We start from the raw sequence: 16908 nt of genomic DNA on the forward strand, positions 1-16908 counted from the left end.
CATGTATGGAGCTAGAAAATGGGGTATTAGTTTTGCTGGCGTTTTAGCAAATGATGGAGAGGTCTCAACGGGACGAAACTCAATTATCATTAATAGAAACAATAATTTACAATTTTATATTAGAATAATCTCTACACCTCCAGAAAATTTCCCACGACAAGTTAAAGACGTATGTTGTTACGCAGAAGATTTGGATAATTGGGGATTTTACGATAATACTTCACTACCTGATTACCAAAGAAGAGAAGAATTAGAGGAATTCTTAAATAGGTACGTTCTTTTCTTTCAAGTGGAATTAAGAAAGCCAAACGGGGTTTCAGAATTTCACATCGCAAAAAACATTCATATAGTAAAAAAGTCTGATTCCTTTCGTACGGATACAATTCTTGAGCCTATTCCAATTTTCTCAGAAGAGACAACAGAACGTACACAAGAGGTTTTTGAGCAACAATTGCAAAAAAATAAATATGTAGGAGATAACAAACAAGTATCTAATAGTGATGATGATACGCCTTCTATGATTCTATGGAAACATCGCCCAGAACAACATGAGTATACACTTTATGGAGAGTTTTCAAAACATGAATATGCTAATGGTGGTTTTAGATTTAATTCATACTTAAATGACATAAAAAGTATGAATTTACAAATGGATTTTGTTTTAGAAAGTTATCTTCACGATCAAGTCCTTTTTATGGATTCTAAACATTGCGAGGAGTTACAGAAAATGTTAAAAGGATATGGAGAACCAATAGGTAATAGTACCTTCGAAACGTTAGTTGGAGAAGAAGAACAAGAGGCAAGTAATATAAAAAATGAGGAAAATGATAGTGACTACAAAGAAGCGGAATTTATGGAATTATTTATAAACGAATGCAAACGTTGGGGTCTCTATTATGATGATAAAGATTTATACAATTTTCATACAGCAATGAAAACTGGAGGTCTTGTAGTCTTAGCCGGTATGAGTGGAACAGGAAAATCAAAATTGGTTCAATGTTATGCTCATGCTTTAAAATTAAGTAAAGACCAATTGTTGTTCATCCCTGTAAGACCTTTTTGGCAAGATGATGCGGATGTAATTGGATATTTAGATACATTACATAACGTGTATCGACCTGGAGATTCAGGATTATTAAATCTATTAACTCGTGCTAATGATTATTCTGACGACTTGCATATTGTCTGTTTTGATGAGATGAATCTTGCGCGAGTAGAACATTACTTTTCTCAATTTTTATCTGTACTAGAGTTGGAGGAAAATAAGCGGATCCTGCACTTATACAATGATGAATATAGTTCACGTATTTATAATCAGAATCTGTTCCCTTCGACATTAAGGATTGGTAGTAATGTTATTTTTGTAGGTACAGTGAACTTAGATGAATCAACATATCACTTCTCTGACAAAGTTTTAGATAGAGCAAATGTAATTAGCTTAGATATTAAACCATACTCTGATGTTTTAACAATGGAGGAAGAACGCATCAGGGAGTTACCTAAACCAGCTAATGTTACTCCACGGGAAAACCCCTTCACTTTTGATATGTATAAGTCATTTAAAAGGATTGAACGTGAAATTTTGTTGAATCCTGAAGAGTCTAAGCTTTTATGGGAATTGCATAAAGAATTCCAAAATTGCAGTCGTAATCTAGGAATTGGTTGGCGCATAATACGTCAGGTAAGTAATTTTCTAAACAATCTTCCTAGCGTTGCACCATTAAGCCGCGAAGAAGCCTTTGATATTCAGGTAGTCCAAAGAGTTTTAACAAAGATTCGAGGTTCTGAAGAACAATTTTTAGAGTTACTAGGACACTATAATCCAGATACAAAGCAAGTGGAACAAAGTAAATTCTTAGATTTATTGACTTCAATGCCAAATACCTATGAATTTAATCGGACAAAAGATTTGATAAAGGAAAAATCTAGGGAGTTACGAATTTATGGACATACCGTTTAAAATTACCTTTAGTCAACCCGAGTATCAAAGAGAAGATAACGATATAGTTCTCTCTGATTTTGTTTCAGATATTATGGATTTATATAAAATGCTAGATAATAAAGTACCTGAGTTAAAGGAAAATAAACGCTTAATCTTAAAATTTACTTGCGAGGATGAAAATGCTCGATTGTATATGGATGGATTAGACACCATTCCTATGCGTTATTTGGAAGTAGGTGAGGATGATGTGGCTTATTTACCTCCCTCGCCTATACCGGTTGTTTTGTATGATAATCAAAAAAATACCTCAAATACAGATAGTTTTTATCCTTTAATACCTGGATATTATCGTATAAAAGTAGTAGTGAAAGGGTTAACTTATTATTCCTGGCTAAAAATAAAGCCTAAACAGATAACTGAGGAGCAATGGGTTTCAATGCGTAATGATATTGAAGAATCATTGCATGGTCTTGCTCAGGATTTGATTCGGAAAAACGCTAGTATTGGTATGGATAGCTCAGTTCCAATACCTATTCATATTCTGCGGAAGTTATATGTAATAAAGAAGGATTTTACTAAATGGATTACAGCAATAAAAGAAATTCAAGCTGACCCACGAATGAGAATTAAAAAAGAATATAAGTTAGTTTTAGAAGGAAAAGCAAGAGGGATTGACGCTACTAGTATTTATTATCGGTCTAGGCACCCAGAGAGCAGAGATTATATTTATTCTCCTTCAAACATCAGGAATTATGATTTGTTAGAGAACCAATGGATAAAAAAAATTGGAAGATTTATTGTTCGGGAAATGAATAACCTCCTTGATTATTTGGAAAAGCACAAACAAATGGTTCAAGGGGAAATAAAAAAAGAATATCGATATCACGAAACCGATCATATACAAATTCGTTTAAAACTTAAAGTTCTAGAAGAACTTAGTGATTATGAATTATTTGTGCGTCGGGTAAGAAGTGAATGCATGCTTTTATTAAGTAACGAATGGATAACAGAAGTTGAAGAGCCGCAAAGTCTGCTTCTTCCTCACTCTATGCACTTGGATCAGAGATATAAGAAAATTTTTACTCTATATCGCAATTTAAAGAATGAAGAATTATCCATATCACTAGACAACAACTATGATTATTACTGGAAACGAACAGATTTATTGTATGAAATCTGGGGATTTTTACAACTTGTAACCGGGTTACAGGATGAGTCTGTTGGGTTCGAAGTAATAAAAGGTTGGATTTTCGATATTAGCCCTAATTCTAAATCTATTCAAATACCATTCTTAGAACAAGGAACTACCGTAGAGTTTAAAAGAGGTAATTTAAAATTGAGTCTTGTGTATGATGAATCATTACCATTTAAAAAAGAGGATACAATATTAAGTAAGCCAATTTATGCAAATTATAGTCATAATCGTCCAGATGTTCGTATGGACTTGTATACTGAAGACGAATATATTGGCACTATCATGGTGGATTTTAAATATCGTCCTTTAAGGTTTATATGGGACAGCAGCAGGTTAATTGGAAGTAGGCAAACTGATACTATGAGGCAACTTATTGCCTATAGAAGTAATATGGAATCTTCGTTCCTTTATAAAAAAAAATATCCAGGTCAGTGGCATCGATATAGACCGGTACACGAAGTTTGGGCATTGTATCCAAAACACGAAGAAAATATAGCACCAAAAAATCCTATGGAAAATTACCGAATACGCTTAATAGAACTTACTCCTTTAGAACAAAAAAAAGATTTTCACAAAGGAATTGCAGAAGCTATCCAAAAAATAGTTCATGCATATGAAGGAACAAATTAGCATTATTTATTAAAAAACAAAAGAAGCTTGGACAAAACCATGTAAATAGATGTGGTTCTAAAAACAATTTGTTTATATAGGCCAATTATATAAGGAGATTTCAATGACAAATAATATTGAAGTTTATTTTTCTAGACCTGGAAAAAGTTCTGAATTAAGAGACAGATTATTACTAGACTTAAAGGATGCTAAACAAAGAATAAATATTACAATGGCTTTTAATGGCTAGTGCTTTGCAGCAAAATGAGGAAAATATCATTGAGTACGGGGAAAATAGAATGCAATCAAGTAATTGGTTTAATACTATTTGAACTCGATGTAGAGGCTTAGCTGATTTATTAAAGTCAAAAAAATAATTTCTACACTTTAAGGAGTTAGCCACAATTACAATAAATTTTTAATAACTCGTAAAAGCTTTAACATTTATTGGAAAATATTCTATTATATTTATAGAACATTTAACATATAGAGTACCTATGGGCACACGAGGATTTAATTTATAACAGATTCTTTAGATGCACCTGTTACCAGAGGTATAGGAAGTGGCTATACTTCTTAAAAATTAAAAGTTGGAGGGAATAAAAATGAAGATAGGTTCTTTAGAAGAAATTCATAAGAGAAATAATGAGATAAAACTTGTGACTGAAGCGCTGTTTGAAGCAAAGGTCAAGGATGATGAAATTCTTCGTGTAATGATGAAGGTGTGTGATATTGAACGAGAGAGAGCAATGACTGCCCTTCAAAACGAGAAGTTTATGCTGTCTCCTCGGCGAAACTTGTATCAATACTTAATTTTGGAAAAGGGCTTTAATGCCCATGATGCGGATGTGTTTGTTCATAAATACGCGAAGCCTGCACTAGCAAGTAATATAGAATTAAGCAAATTATCCTCAGCTAAATTGTTTGACGCTATTAATAAGGCCTGAATAACCCATTCTTCGTCTCCATGAAAAATGGAGTAGTAGACGAAGCGAAAAAACAAGGCATGGAAGTCGTCGTCGTCGATGCCCAGAACGACGACGCCAAGCAAATCAATGACGTAGAAGACCTCATCCAACAGGGCGTCAACGTCTTACTCATCAACCCGACGGACTCAGCGGCCATCTCCACCGCCGTCCAGTCCGCCAACAGCCTAGGTATTCCCGTCGTCACCCTTGACCGCTCAGCGGAAAAAGGAGACGTCGCGACACTCGTCAGCTCGGATAATGAAAAGGGCGGCGAAATGGCCGGTGAATATCTAGTGAAACAGCTTGGTGAAGGAGCATAGGTTGCAGAGCTGGAAGGTGTCCCTGGAGCATCCGCCACCGTGAGCGGGGAGCCGGGTTCCACAACATCGCGGATGAAAAGCTTGATGTCGTGGCCAAGCAGACTGCAAACTTTGATCGTACCGAAGGATTGAATACAATGGAGAACCTGATTCAGGGAAATCCAGATATCAAAACCGTGTTCGCTCATAACGACGAAATGGCATTGGGAGCACACTGCAGGCGATCCAGAGTTCGGGGCGTGATGTATTAGTCGTTGGATTTGATGGAAATGAAGATGCGATGACTAGCATTTGTAATGGTAACCTGTCTGCAACTGTTGCTCAGCAGCCTGAGAAGATTGGTCAGTTGGCCGTTCAGGCTGGGGCTGATGTGTTGCAGGGTAAGAAAGTGAAGAAGAAGATTCCGGTGCCGTTGAAGTTGGTGACGGAGGAGAATGTTGAGAATAAGAGATAAATATTTTAGAAAAACCCCTTCAGGGCCTTGAAGGGGTTTTCTTTTGTCATAATGAGAGAAAGGTGAAAACTCTCCCTCAATATACGATTTTCCAATATTATTAGTTTTAAGTCTCCACACTATTAATGCTTATGATATTAGCTATTCACAACTTATAACAGACCATACTTTTTCCCAAGCGCTGCTTTAAGGTCAGTAAAGCTCCTACAGTTGTTTTCTAATACAATTTCCCAAACAAGCTGAGAGTTCTTTAAACCGATTCTAGGCAAATAGTTAGTCCACAGCTCCATTTGTTCTTTTTGAGTTAGTCCAATCTTTTCTCTTAAAAGCTGTTTTAATTCTTCGTAAGACATAGCCCTATTGATACTTTCAGCTTTTCTTTGGTCAATAAGTTTTTTTAATCTTAGTTCTTGTTCCTGTAATTCAACTTTACGCATCTCTTCTTCTTGTGCTAATTTGAGCTTTTTCATTTCATCCTCAAGTTTCTGGCGCTCCAAGTGTTGTTCACGTTTTTGTTTTAGTGAGTCCAAAAACCTGTTTCTATTTTCCTCTTCGATCTCTGGGTTGCTTAATCTAAAGCCATTATCAACAATTAATGCTTGTCCAAAAGGTATTTCATACCCATCGTTTATCATAAAGGCTCTGAGTGGTTTAACTATACGGTCTTTAAGGAAACGTTGGACATGAATTACAATTTTATCTTCTTTATTGAGAATATAAAGTAAACATTTAGTATTTATCTCGCTATCTGTATCATGTCGGGGATAATTAAAATAATCAAAGAACATTTCATCTTCAATTTCAGAAGTGAAAAGATTGTCCCAATTTTTATCTTCCTTGGTTTTAGATGCAATGGTGAGCTCGGCTTCCCACAATATGATACTATTTTTATCTCTCTCTATTGCTTGTTCTTTCTTCTCGATAAACCATATGGGCTCAAGTCCTTCGTTAAGAAAATAGTTGTGTCTCTTCATTATATGCTGTGCTAGATTACCGTCTCCAGAAGGGTTTACGTTGGTAATCACACACAAAGCATGTTCTTTATCGCCTAATTTTACATATATATCCGGATACTCTTTCCATTCGGTTTTTTCTTTATAACCTCTATTTACGTACACTTCTGGGTTTATCTTAGACTTGATAGATAGCTCATCATAGATAATATCTAATAAAACTTTGTGAAGTTGAGTTTCTCTTTCTATTTGCTTAGCGTATCTCTTTTCGGCCTTCTCGACCCTTTTAGATTCCTCACAGGCTTCAGAGTGTTGGTGAGAAAAATAAAGCCCTCTTAATTCCCCATACTTCACAATTAATACTGCATCACAGTAGGGACACTTATATAACTCTTTTTTAGCAAGCTTTTTAAAATTCGCTACTGCCTCATTTGAAGCGGAATAGGGAAGTTTGAAAATCTCATTATCTATTACATGTAAAGCTTCTCTCATACACTCTCCCCCACATATATACAATTTATATATTCTATTATTATCTAAAATTAGATTTTTGTAAATATTTTCAAAATGAGCAGACTATTATTTTTCTCTGGAGGTAGACTCCGATTTTCCCTAATAACCTAAAAAAATACAAAAGTGTAGTATAATGTAATTATAAATATAAATATATTGAAAATTCAAATAACTAAGAGAGGGGATTACATTATGATAAACGGTAAAAAATATATCTATTCAATAAAAAAGTATATTGATTCAGTAAATGAAGGAGAGTGTTTTAGAGTAGGAGTTTTAATTGAAGAGCAAGATATGTTGAAACTCAAAGAACTAGGGTTTAGCCAGCCGATTCAATTAGGTGAAACAGTAGTACCCCCAATAAAAGGGAGATTTACAAGATTTAATTTAGAAGGAAAAGAAATTCCTCAAAAAGACAAAGAAAAAGAAATAGTATATAGACAACAGTACTACACAAGAGTTGAATTCCATGGTCGTGACAATAAAGTAGAAGTTACAGATTTTGTGGATATACCAATGAAAAGATTCCCCAGATTACAAATCACTGGGCCATCACTTGAATTAACAATTGAAAAGAAAGGGGAAAGTACGTATTTAATGATAAATGAGACTTTTATTAAAACAGTAGAAAAGGATGAAATAAAAGCATTAACCGGTATAAACGTATTATTGGAGATATTTAAGAGAGCAGAAATTCTCTCGGTAGACTTAGATGCCTTTATTAAATCAAAAAAGCTTAAACGATTAAACTGGGTTTTATTTCCTCAAGGGGAAAAACTAACTTGGGAAGAGAGAAAAGAAAGATATAATGAAATGACTAAAAATAAGTCAAATTCAAAAAAAATGGTGATTTGGGACAGGTTACAAACGATAGATCAGTATTCTCCCGATTTTGAAGCTATTGGTATTAATGGATTTTCTGGATATGTTATTTTTGGTTTTGAATCACTGGGTTTGTATGTTTTTGAAAGTGCATATAAAGGAAATGCTACTTATATAATAAAAGGTGATTGGGAAATTATCTCCAAGATGTCAAAAGCAGAAATAGTTAGAAATTCCCTGCATGAACACCGCCTAATTCATAGGGAGCAATGGAAGAAACATATTGATGAACTACTAAGAAAAAATTCAACTGCATAATCTCAAAAGCAATAATTTACTTTTTAAAATATTGGGGTCTGACCCTCTGTAAGGTGAAGCATTAATGTACTGGGGTTCTGACCCCGATTTTCTCCAGAATAAATTGTGGTGGTAAACCTCATTCGTGCATTTATACGAATGAGGTTTTTTTCTTGTTGATAAAAGTAGTGAAGAAAAGAATTTAGCTTTTCTTGCTTGGGTTTGCTCTAAATGAGTTGGGGTTCTGACTCTGTTATTCTGATGATTAAGTTAAAAGAAATAATCATCTTTAAGATAACAAACCTGCTCTTCATTTTCTCCTCCACTTCTAGCGTTTAGACTTCCTCTACTTAATAACAACATATTTTAAAAAGAAAATTGATCTAAGGGGTATCCTTTCCCAGCCAATCTCACTATATAAGGGTTGAATACATATTGAAACAGGAGTGAATCAAATGGATAGATGGAGAAATTTAAACCAATGGATGTTTGATTTGGATACATTAAATCACCTGTATATGTGGATTCTGTTGAATGTCATGTATGAGGGCCGAGTACAGGTAGGGTGTGTGGTGCTTGGTGAAAAGCCGTATATTCGGTCGATTGGGAAGATTCGAGAGGTCCTGTTTTATAAAGTGAGAATGTGGCAATCTTGTAAGTGGTTGGAGTCTGAGAAGTATAAGTATGGGAGTGTCTATACGTTTAAGTCGTAAATAAAGTTGAATGTATAGCAAAGAAATACATTTAAGATAAAGTTATTACATTAGATTTTGGTTTTTTTGGTAAAGTGAGTGAATAAGGATCTGCAAATTTTTAGTGGGAAAAACGAGAACTTTCTGATGGGAAAATAACCATAATCAGGGATATGTGGTATTATTGGTAATAAGTGGTTTTGGATATTTGGTAAGGTTTTATTAGGTGTACAACACGTATTTCCTTTTAGAGTTATTTTGTTTTTAATTTTTAAGTAGTTTATGAAAAAATCTGAATGTTGTATATTTGTTTGAAACATTAAATTCCTCACATAAAAACAATTTGTAACGGGGGAACATTATTATCTAAAGGTTGGGAAATTATAATGAGTAAAAGAGATGCTACAGACACAATTACAGGGTACTTTTACCAATTTGATTATTCAATACTTCAATTACTTAGACTAGATGACTTGGATGGTACTGTAACGTTAGAAGGAATCGAAGATGTAGATACAAAAACAATAGAAGAAGAAAAAGCAATCCAATGCAAATATTATGCCAAAACTGAGTATAACCATTCTGTCATAGCAAAGCCAATACGGATGATGCTTACTCATTATAGTCAATACAAAACAAATGTAGAGTATTTTTTATATGGGCACTTTAAAAACGGACATCACAAACTTGAATTACCAATTGATATAGAATTTCTGAAAAGACATTTTCTTACGTACAGTAAAGGTGGTACAAAGTATTATCAACATCAAGATTTAAACTTAACAAATGAAGACCTTATTCAATTCTTAAGTAAACTTAAAATTGATATAAATGCTTACGATTATAATTCTCAATTAGATCAAATCATATCCTCAATAAAAAATGTGTTTAATTGTACAGATTTTGAAGCTGAACATTTCTATTATAATAATTCAATTAAACTAATAAAAGATATATCAACGAAACAAAGTAAGGCTGAGAGAACATTAAGTAAGAAACAATTTTTAGAGAAAATCAATACTAAAGATATTCTATTTAATGAATGGTTTGTTTTTTTAAAAGGGCATGAACAATTTCTGAAAAGGATAAAGAATGAATATTTTAGTTCAGGGCTTAATACATCACCCTTTGAAAGGTTCTTTTTGATAGAAGTTGATGAATCAACATACGAGAGAAATGCATTAAAAGAATTAATACTTCTAATTTCGCAAAGATGGGGAAATACACATATGAAAAGAAACCCTTCTCCCTTCTGTCCATATATATATATTCACAATATTTCAGAGTTAGAGTTAGTTGGTTTGAAACAAGAGTTATTTTTAGAAGGTCACTTTTTTATTGATGGATATAACTTTTTTGGATCCCCTTTTTCTCCAGAATCTCTTTGTGCAGCACCTGATAAATCCAATAATATAAAAATAAAAATTATAAATAAATTAGAAGACATTTATTTAACCTTAGAAAAAATTACAAAAACAAAGGAAGTATATCAAATATACAAAGATGTTCCTTTTTTTGATTTAGAGGATCCTTCAATCAAACATATTAAAATTCAACTTAAAGGAATTAAAGAAATAAAGGAGGTTTTACAATAATGAGTAAAAATCAAGCTGAAGTTATTTCTGTCTATCCAAATAGAGTTAAGATATCGGTAGATGACTTAGAAGATTTAAAGGTGGCTGGCGAAACTCTAAGAGTGGGTTCTTATCTTAGGGTTTTTGATAATGATAGTGCTGTATTAATTGTAATAATCGAAAACTTTTCAATAGAGGTTACAAATGAAGGAGAAAGAAAGTACATAATTGAAGCAATTCCACTGGGTTTAATCAAAGATGATAAATTTATTCGAGGAGGAGATTCCATAGCTATACCCCCTAAAAAAGTAGAACCAGCATCCGAAGAGGAAATAAAAAAAATATTTGAGAATTCTTTAGAAGATGAAGTAAAGTTTAGTTTTTCTTCTTTATCAGGAAATCCTAGCATAAATATTCCAGTGGATGGTAACAAGTTTTTTAATAAACACATTGCAATTGTTGGTTCCACGGGCTCTGGAAAATCACACACTCTCTCAACGATTCTACAAAGTGCTATTAGTGAAAAAAATGGTGATTTCACATTAAATAATTCACACATAATATTATTTGATATTCATTCGGAATATAAGTCTGCGTTTCCTGATGCAAACTTTATTGATATTTCTAACTTAACAATGCCATACTGGTTATTAAATAGTGAGGAGTTGGAAGTACTTTTTCTTGACACAGAGGCTAATGATCATAATCAAAGAAATATATTCAGAGAAGCAGTAGTAAATAATCGTAAACTTAAAGTAGGAGATGATCAGGTTGTTAAAGAAAAGTTGCATTTTGATTCTCCAACTTTTTTTGATATTGATGAGGTATTACAGTACGTAAAAAACAGAAATAATGAAAGAAAAAAAGATAATATAATTAAATGGAAAGATTCTGTAGGAGAAGTTTTTGAAGACAACGAAGAGAATATTTCGAGGCTTTTTGTTGAAAATCTTGAAGGTATTGGGACATCAAACGGTGGTGTTAATGGGAAGTTAATAAACTTTATTAATCGTTTAGAAAACAAGATTAACGACAAGAGATTCGATTTTTTACTTGGTAAAGCTTCCAAAGAAGTATCTTTTGAAGATACTCTTAAGAATATCTTGGGTTATGTTGGGGATAAAAATGCACATGGAAATTCAAATGTCACTGTAATTGACTTAAGTGGTGTACCTTTTGAAGTTTTAAGTATAACTGTTTCATTGATTTCTAGAATTATTTTCGAATATGGTTATTTTTATAAAAAGTCGAGGTACCAACTAGACCCGCAAGAAACGCTTAATAATGATGCTCCTGTACTTCTAGTGTACGAAGAAGCGCATAAATATGTACCTAACAGCGATCTCTCTAAATATAGATCTTCAAAAAAATCTATTGAAAGGATTGCAAAAGAAGGGCGGAAATATGGAGTTACCCTTTTACTTGCAAGTCAAAGACCATCAGAGATATCTGAAACTATCTTCTCACAATGTAATAATTTTATTGCAATGCGCTTAACCAATCCAAATGACCAGAATTATGTAAAGAGACTCTTGCCTGATACCATGGGAAATTTGATAGAGAAAATGCCTTCGTTACAAGCTGGAGAAGCTTTACTCGTTGGGGACTCTGTGGTTTTACCTACTATAGTTCAAATTGATAAATGCCATACTCCTCCTTCATCAAATGATATTCCTTATTGGCAGCTTTGGAAATCGGAATGGAAAGACATTGACATAGAGAAAATAAAAAATGAATGGTACAAATAAACAAAATGCACGAAACAGAATTATTGAAGTCAGACCCTGGAGCGCTTAAGCATTAATCTAACCTTGATTTCCTGAATATCTATTATAAGGAAATAGTAAAATGAATTTCTGAAATGGGGAAATAATAATGTCAATTCTATCGGAACTAGATAAACTCGTTAAAGCAGGTTCGAATGAACAAAAAATACAAACGATATTAAAAAAAGACTTATCTTTATTTGCTAAAGCGTATGCCAAACCTGAGGATGAATAAATCTGTTTTTCTGAACTTACAGTTGGGACCACTGGAGATTGTGATTTTGCAGTTTTTACAAATAGGTCGTTCATGAAAATATATCTCATCGAGGTTAAAGGTGCTGAATTCGATTTAGTAAACAATCCAACGAAAAAGGGTGCAACTTTCAACGCGAAATTTTTGGAAGGTATTGATCAGATTATTAGACGAAAGCAATACTCTGAATCCAATAGTCTATCTTACCGTGATGAAGTACATAGAATTCGGGCGACGGTTGAAGCTGGTTCTCAAGTATATAACTCCTTACTTTGTGAAAGAGGAAGTCTAATGGTTGATAAAACTAAGCCTGTAGATGTTGTTGGTGTTGTGATTGGTGGGAGACATAACCCAAGTTTACAGCATGTAGAGGACGAAAAAAGAGCTGCATGGCAAAAATCTTTAGGTTTTCCTATTGAATTAATGTCATGGGATAGTTTTCTTACAAGAATAAAATAAAATCATATCTTTTTTAATGATACAGGATTTTATAACTTATTATTAGAATGAAATTTAGTAAATAATTTACTGTATAGTACAATCAAAGGATTGGGGTTTGCTCCACTTCTTATATAAACAAAGTGTAACACCCTTTGAACATTTTCAGCGAGCTCTTGTGCATCGTGAGAGAAAACATACTATGAATCTTAGATAATGGAGTCAGACCCTCGGTACATTGAAGCGTTAATGTACTGGGGGTCTGTCCACATTCATATGAGAACTGCAATATATTGGCCATTTAAAACAGCAGGGTAGATTTCTGATAAAGATTACGCAACCAGAAAAGAAAAACTAATGAAGGGGAACGAACAAAATACCGCTAACTTCTATTTTTTTATAAGAAAAGAGTGAACCTACAACAACACACACAGGTTCACTCTTTTTTCTTAACCAAGTTTCTGAATAGGATTCTGCCCTTCCATCCTACCCCTTGTTTTACTAAGCACATATACAATAGAAGTCATAATAAAACAACTAAACCCCGGCGAAAACGAATCCGGAATCACCAAATAAATCACCATCCCAATCACTAAAACATACAGTGCCTCACGATTAAAATTCGACTCCCCACTAGCAAGCCGCACAAGCGCACTCTCAGAAATCCTTCCTTTCCGAATAACCAAATAATCAGCCACCACAATCGCCGATATCGGAATGATCAGGATCCCCAAATAAGAAATATACTCCTGCGCATTATAAACCAGCTGCGGAAACGAACTTAATATAATCCCGGCTAAACTGAACAACAGTGCACTTTGAATGCGCGATAGGGAAGGCAGTGCATTAAGCAGACTATATCCCCCTGTATACGCATTACTAAGATTAATCGAAATCATTGACACCATCGCACAAGCCGTGATCACTAATAGAAGCAGGCTGGAGTCGGTCAGTTGCCCCGCTGCGACGAATGGATTCAAATCTTTGAACAAGCTGGCACCCAATCCTCCAAGGAGCGCGGTCATCATGAATCCGACGACGTTACCTCCGTACAGTCCCCAGAATCCGTGGCGGTCACTCTTGCTGTAGCGGGTGATGTCAGATGATGCACTCACTCCGGAGATGTATTGGACGAAGACGAGGCTTGAGTAGAATAGGAACGTTCCGATGGAGAAGGGTTCCTGGCCTTGTGTGAGTGTTGGAAGGGAATCGGCTCCTTTTGTCAGGAACAGGTAGAGGATGATTCCCTGTCCGATCACGAGGATCGGGATGAATAGTTTGGTCGCTTTTTTGACGGCTTCGAAGCCGATGAGGGCTAGAAGGGTCATGATGATGGCGAGTCCGATGGCGACCGGGATGAACGGAATCGTATACGGTGTTACTTTTTCCACCATGGAGATGATGACGAAACTTCCTCCGATGGTTTGGACGCTGAACCAGTAGAGGGACGTCAGGGACCGGATGGGGGATGCGATGAGCATCGACAACCGGGTTCCGATGATGGATCTCAGGACGTATTGAGCGGGCAGGCCGTAGCGGGAGCCCGGTAGTGACAGGAATGATACGAATAGAAAGGCGACGCTTGCTCCGAGTACGGTGGCTAGAAATGCTGCCTGGAAGGATAGTCCTCCTTCTAGGACGGCGAGTGCCGGGATGAGGAAGTTTCCTGCATTCACGGAGAAGGCGAGCTGTATGATGAAGTATTCGATCCATGTGGTTGATTTTAATTCCGGTGGGACCTTTTCGAGTCCGAGCCGTTCGATCATCGGTTGTTTCATAAAAAAAGTCTCCTTTGGGTATACTAGGATGCATGGTTTCTATTTTAAAGAATTTTTGAAAAAAAGCGAAGAAATAATCATTTATTTTTTTAAAGAAAAATAGAGATATTTCCTTATTTATTTGTTAGAATGTAAGTGCTTACAGGGTGAGTAATTGCCCTTCGCTATTATATATGAAAAGTGTTATATTTAGGAAGTGAATGCTCCAAGGAGCAATAGTGCATTTAGGAGGTTGGCTTAGTATGCGTATTGGTGTACCAACGGAAATTAAAAACAACGAAAATCGTGTGGCCATGACGCCGGCTGGTGTTGTGAACCTTGTTCAATTTGGACATGAGGTTTACATCGAAGCTGGAGCGGGAATGGGTTCAGGATTTACAGATGAAGATTACAAAGCAGCAGGTGGACACATCGTTGATTCTGCAGCGGAAGCATGGTCCATGGATATGGTCATGAAGGTAAAAGAGCCACTTCCAAGTGAGTACTCTTATTTCCGCGAGGGGCTTATCTTATTTACATATTTACATCTTGCTCCAGAGCCGGAATTAACGAAAGCGTTAATCGATAATAAAGTGATCGGAATCGCGTACGAAACGGTTGAACTGAATCGTGCCCTTCCATTACTAACTCCGATGAGTGAAGTGGCTGGACGTATGGCGACTCAAATCGGTGCCCAGTTCTTAGAGAAGATCCACGGTGGAAAAGGTGTATTACTTTCAGGTGTCCCTGGGGTTCGCCGCAGTAAAGTAACGATCATTGGTGGAGGAGTGGCCGGTACGAACGCAGCGAAAATGGCTGTCGGACTTGGTGCCAACGTCACGATCCTTGACCTTAACCCGGATCGCCTTCGTCAGCTTGATGATATCTTCGGTAGCGACGTAACAACGCTTATGTCTAACCCGTTAAATATCGAACAAGCTGTCAAAGAAGCAGACTTAGTCATCGGTGCTGTACTGATTCCAGGAGCGAAAGCACCTAAATTAGTAACAGAAGAGATGATCAAAGCGATGACACCTGGTTCAGTTGTTGTCGATATCGCCATCGACCAAGGCGGAATCTTCGAAACAACAGACCGCATCACAACGCATGACGATCCAACATACGTGAAGCACGGTGTTGTACACTATGCCGTTGCCAACATGCCAGGTGCCGTACCACGTACGTCAACCATCGCATTAACAAACGTAACCGTACCTTACGCGGTTCAAATCGCAAACAAAGGCTACAAAAAAGCGTGCTTAGACAACGAAGCTCTACTTAAAGGTATTAACACATTGAATGGATATGTGACGTATCAGGCTGTTGCTGAGGCGCATACTGTAGACTACTCAGATACTAGAACACAATTAGAGCAACAATAACAACAGGAAGCCGACTGGATGGGAATGTTCAGTCGGCTTTTTTATATGCTGAATTCCCCACCAATGATCAAACTCACTTTTATTTTTATGAAATTCGGGTATAACATAAAGTAGCATACGAGAGTAAGAAAAATAGATAAGTTTATTTGGAGGAGAGAGATTATGAAGATTTCATATCACGGACATTCAGTAGTGAAAATCGAAACAAACGGTAAAACGATTTTAATCGATCCGTTCATCAACGGAAACGAATTGACGGATCTTAAAGTGGATGACGAAAAGCCCGATGTCATTATCCTTACTCATGGTCACAACGATCATGTAGGGGACACAGTCGAGCTTGCGAAGAAAAACGATTCACTCGTCATCGCCAACCACGAACTGGCGACCTACCTAAGCTGGCAACTGGTGAAGACTCATCCGATGCATGTTGGGGGAGCTTATGAATTCGACTTCGGTAAAGTGAAGTTCACACAGGCTTTCCACGGATCAGGTCTGATTACAGACGGAAATGAAATCATCTATATGGGTATGCCTGCAGGAATTCTGTTGATGATTGAAGGGAAAACCATCTATCATGCAGGTGATACAGGCTTATTCTCTGATATGAAACTGATCGGGGAGCGTCATCCAATTGATCTCGCTTTCCTTCCAATCGGGGATAACTTCACGATGGGACCAGAGGATGCGGCGACGGCAGCTAGCTTCTTGAAAGCGAAAAAAGTTGTACCGGTCCACTACGATACATTCCCGCCGATCAAGCAGGATCCGCATAAATTCGTCGAGATGCTTGAGGATTCTGAGGGGCAGGTTATGAAGGCTGGAGATGTGATTGAATATTAATAGGGTTTTCTTTACCTAAATAAGAAGTGAGCTAATAATATAAATAACATAACAAAAGCTTGGGATATCCCAAGCTTTTGTTATTGTTCTTATTCAATTATAGCCCCCGTTTGTTGAAGATGACTTTATA

Annotated in this window: 14 protein-coding genes and 1 pseudogene; 13 read left to right on the forward strand and 2 right to left on the reverse strand. The window is 35.9% G+C overall.

Features of this window, described 5'->3' with window-relative positions:
- Position 1: 1 nt before the first annotated feature.
- The 5 genes and pseudogenes from BVI01S_RS06140 to rbsB all read left to right on the forward strand — a co-directional run.
- Positions 2 to 1960: an McrB family protein gene (locus BVI01S_RS06140; RefSeq protein WP_061809639.1), complete on the forward strand. Its 1959-nt coding sequence runs from the start codon at positions 2 to 4 to the stop codon at positions 1958 to 1960.
- Positions 1944 to 3767, forward strand: a complete 1824-nt coding sequence (locus tag BVI01S_RS06145; RefSeq protein ID WP_061809640.1) for a DUF2357 domain-containing protein — start codon at positions 1944 to 1946, stop codon at positions 3765 to 3767. Before BVI01S_RS06140 ends, BVI01S_RS06145 begins: the two co-directional genes overlap by 17 nt.
- Positions 3768 to 3870: 103 nt before the next feature.
- Positions 3871 to 3996, forward strand: a complete 126-nt coding sequence (locus tag BVI01S_RS23100; RefSeq protein ID WP_280512984.1) for a hypothetical protein — start codon at positions 3871 to 3873, stop codon at positions 3994 to 3996.
- 355 nt (positions 3997 to 4351) lie between these two features.
- Positions 4352 to 4693 carry a hypothetical protein gene (locus tag BVI01S_RS22130; RefSeq protein ID WP_082804680.1) on the forward strand — a complete coding sequence of 114 codons (342 nt, stop codon included), beginning with the start codon at positions 4352 to 4354 and terminating at the stop codon, positions 4691 to 4693.
- Positions 4690 to 5488: pseudogene (gene rbsB / locus BVI01S_RS06150) on the forward strand (ribose ABC transporter substrate-binding protein RbsB); the annotation flags it as partial. The gene BVI01S_RS22130 and the pseudogene rbsB, both read left to right, overlap by 4 nt.
- Positions 5489 to 5640: 152 nt before the next feature.
- On the opposite strand, the gene BVI01S_RS06155 reads toward rbsB, so the two are convergent.
- Positions 5641 to 6933, reverse strand: a complete 1293-nt coding sequence (locus BVI01S_RS06155; RefSeq protein ID WP_061809641.1) for a competence protein CoiA family protein — start codon at positions 6931 to 6933, stop codon at positions 5641 to 5643.
- Positions 6934 to 7146: 213 nt separating this feature from the next.
- On the opposite strand from BVI01S_RS06155, the gene BVI01S_RS06160 reads away from it, so the two are divergent.
- The 6 genes from BVI01S_RS06160 to BVI01S_RS06180 all read left to right on the forward strand — a co-directional run bounded on the left by BVI01S_RS06160 (position 7147) and on the right by BVI01S_RS06180 (position 12817).
- Complete coding sequence (locus tag BVI01S_RS06160; RefSeq protein ID WP_061809642.1) at positions 7147 to 8094, forward strand: hypothetical protein; 948 nt, start codon at positions 7147 to 7149, stop codon at positions 8092 to 8094.
- 434 nt (positions 8095 to 8528) lie between these two features.
- The gene (locus BVI01S_RS06165; protein ID WP_061809643.1) at positions 8529 to 8786 is read left to right on the forward strand and encodes a hypothetical protein; all 258 of its coding nucleotides are present in this window, start codon (positions 8529 to 8531) and stop codon (positions 8784 to 8786) included.
- 365 nt (positions 8787 to 9151) lie between these two features.
- Positions 9152 to 10360 (forward strand): DUF4297 family anti-phage-associated protein, encoded by a 1209-nt coding sequence (locus BVI01S_RS06170; protein ID WP_061809644.1) that lies wholly within the window; start codon positions 9152 to 9154, stop codon positions 10358 to 10360.
- Positions 10360 to 12087: an anti-phage-associated helicase HerA gene (gene herA / locus BVI01S_RS06175; protein ID WP_061809645.1), complete on the forward strand. Its 1728-nt coding sequence runs from the start codon at positions 10360 to 10362 to the stop codon at positions 12085 to 12087. The genes BVI01S_RS06170 and herA overlap by 1 nt, the downstream gene beginning before the upstream one ends.
- A gap of 127 nt (positions 12088 to 12214) precedes the next feature.
- Positions 12215 to 12340 carry a hypothetical protein gene (locus BVI01S_RS23105; RefSeq protein WP_280512985.1) on the forward strand — a complete coding sequence of 42 codons (126 nt, stop codon included), beginning with the start codon at positions 12215 to 12217 and terminating at the stop codon, positions 12338 to 12340.
- Entirely contained in the window at positions 12341 to 12817 is a 477-nt protein-coding gene (locus BVI01S_RS06180) for a Shedu anti-phage system protein SduA domain-containing protein (RefSeq protein ID WP_280512988.1), read from the forward strand.
- Between the two features lie 428 nt (positions 12818 to 13245).
- On the opposite strand, the gene BVI01S_RS06185 is transcribed toward BVI01S_RS06180, so the two are convergent.
- Positions 13246 to 14574, reverse strand: a complete 1329-nt coding sequence (locus tag BVI01S_RS06185; RefSeq protein ID WP_061809647.1) for a purine-cytosine permease family protein — start codon at positions 14572 to 14574, stop codon at positions 13246 to 13248.
- A gap of 242 nt (positions 14575 to 14816) precedes the next feature.
- Between BVI01S_RS06185 and ald the strand changes: the two genes are divergently transcribed.
- Both ald and BVI01S_RS06195 read left to right on the forward strand, forming a co-directional pair.
- Complete coding sequence (gene ald / locus BVI01S_RS06190; protein WP_061809648.1) at positions 14817 to 15935, forward strand: alanine dehydrogenase; 1119 nt, start codon at positions 14817 to 14819, stop codon at positions 15933 to 15935.
- Between the two features lie 162 nt (positions 15936 to 16097).
- Positions 16098 to 16778: a metal-dependent hydrolase gene (locus BVI01S_RS06195; RefSeq protein ID WP_061809649.1), complete on the forward strand. Its 681-nt coding sequence runs from the start codon at positions 16098 to 16100 to the stop codon at positions 16776 to 16778.
- Positions 16779 to 16908: the final 130 nt, after the last annotated feature.

It is taken from the genome of Rossellomorea vietnamensis NBRC 101237, assembly GCF_001591825.1.
Lineage (GTDB): Bacteria > Bacillota > Bacilli > Bacillales > Bacillaceae_B > Rossellomorea > Rossellomorea vietnamensis.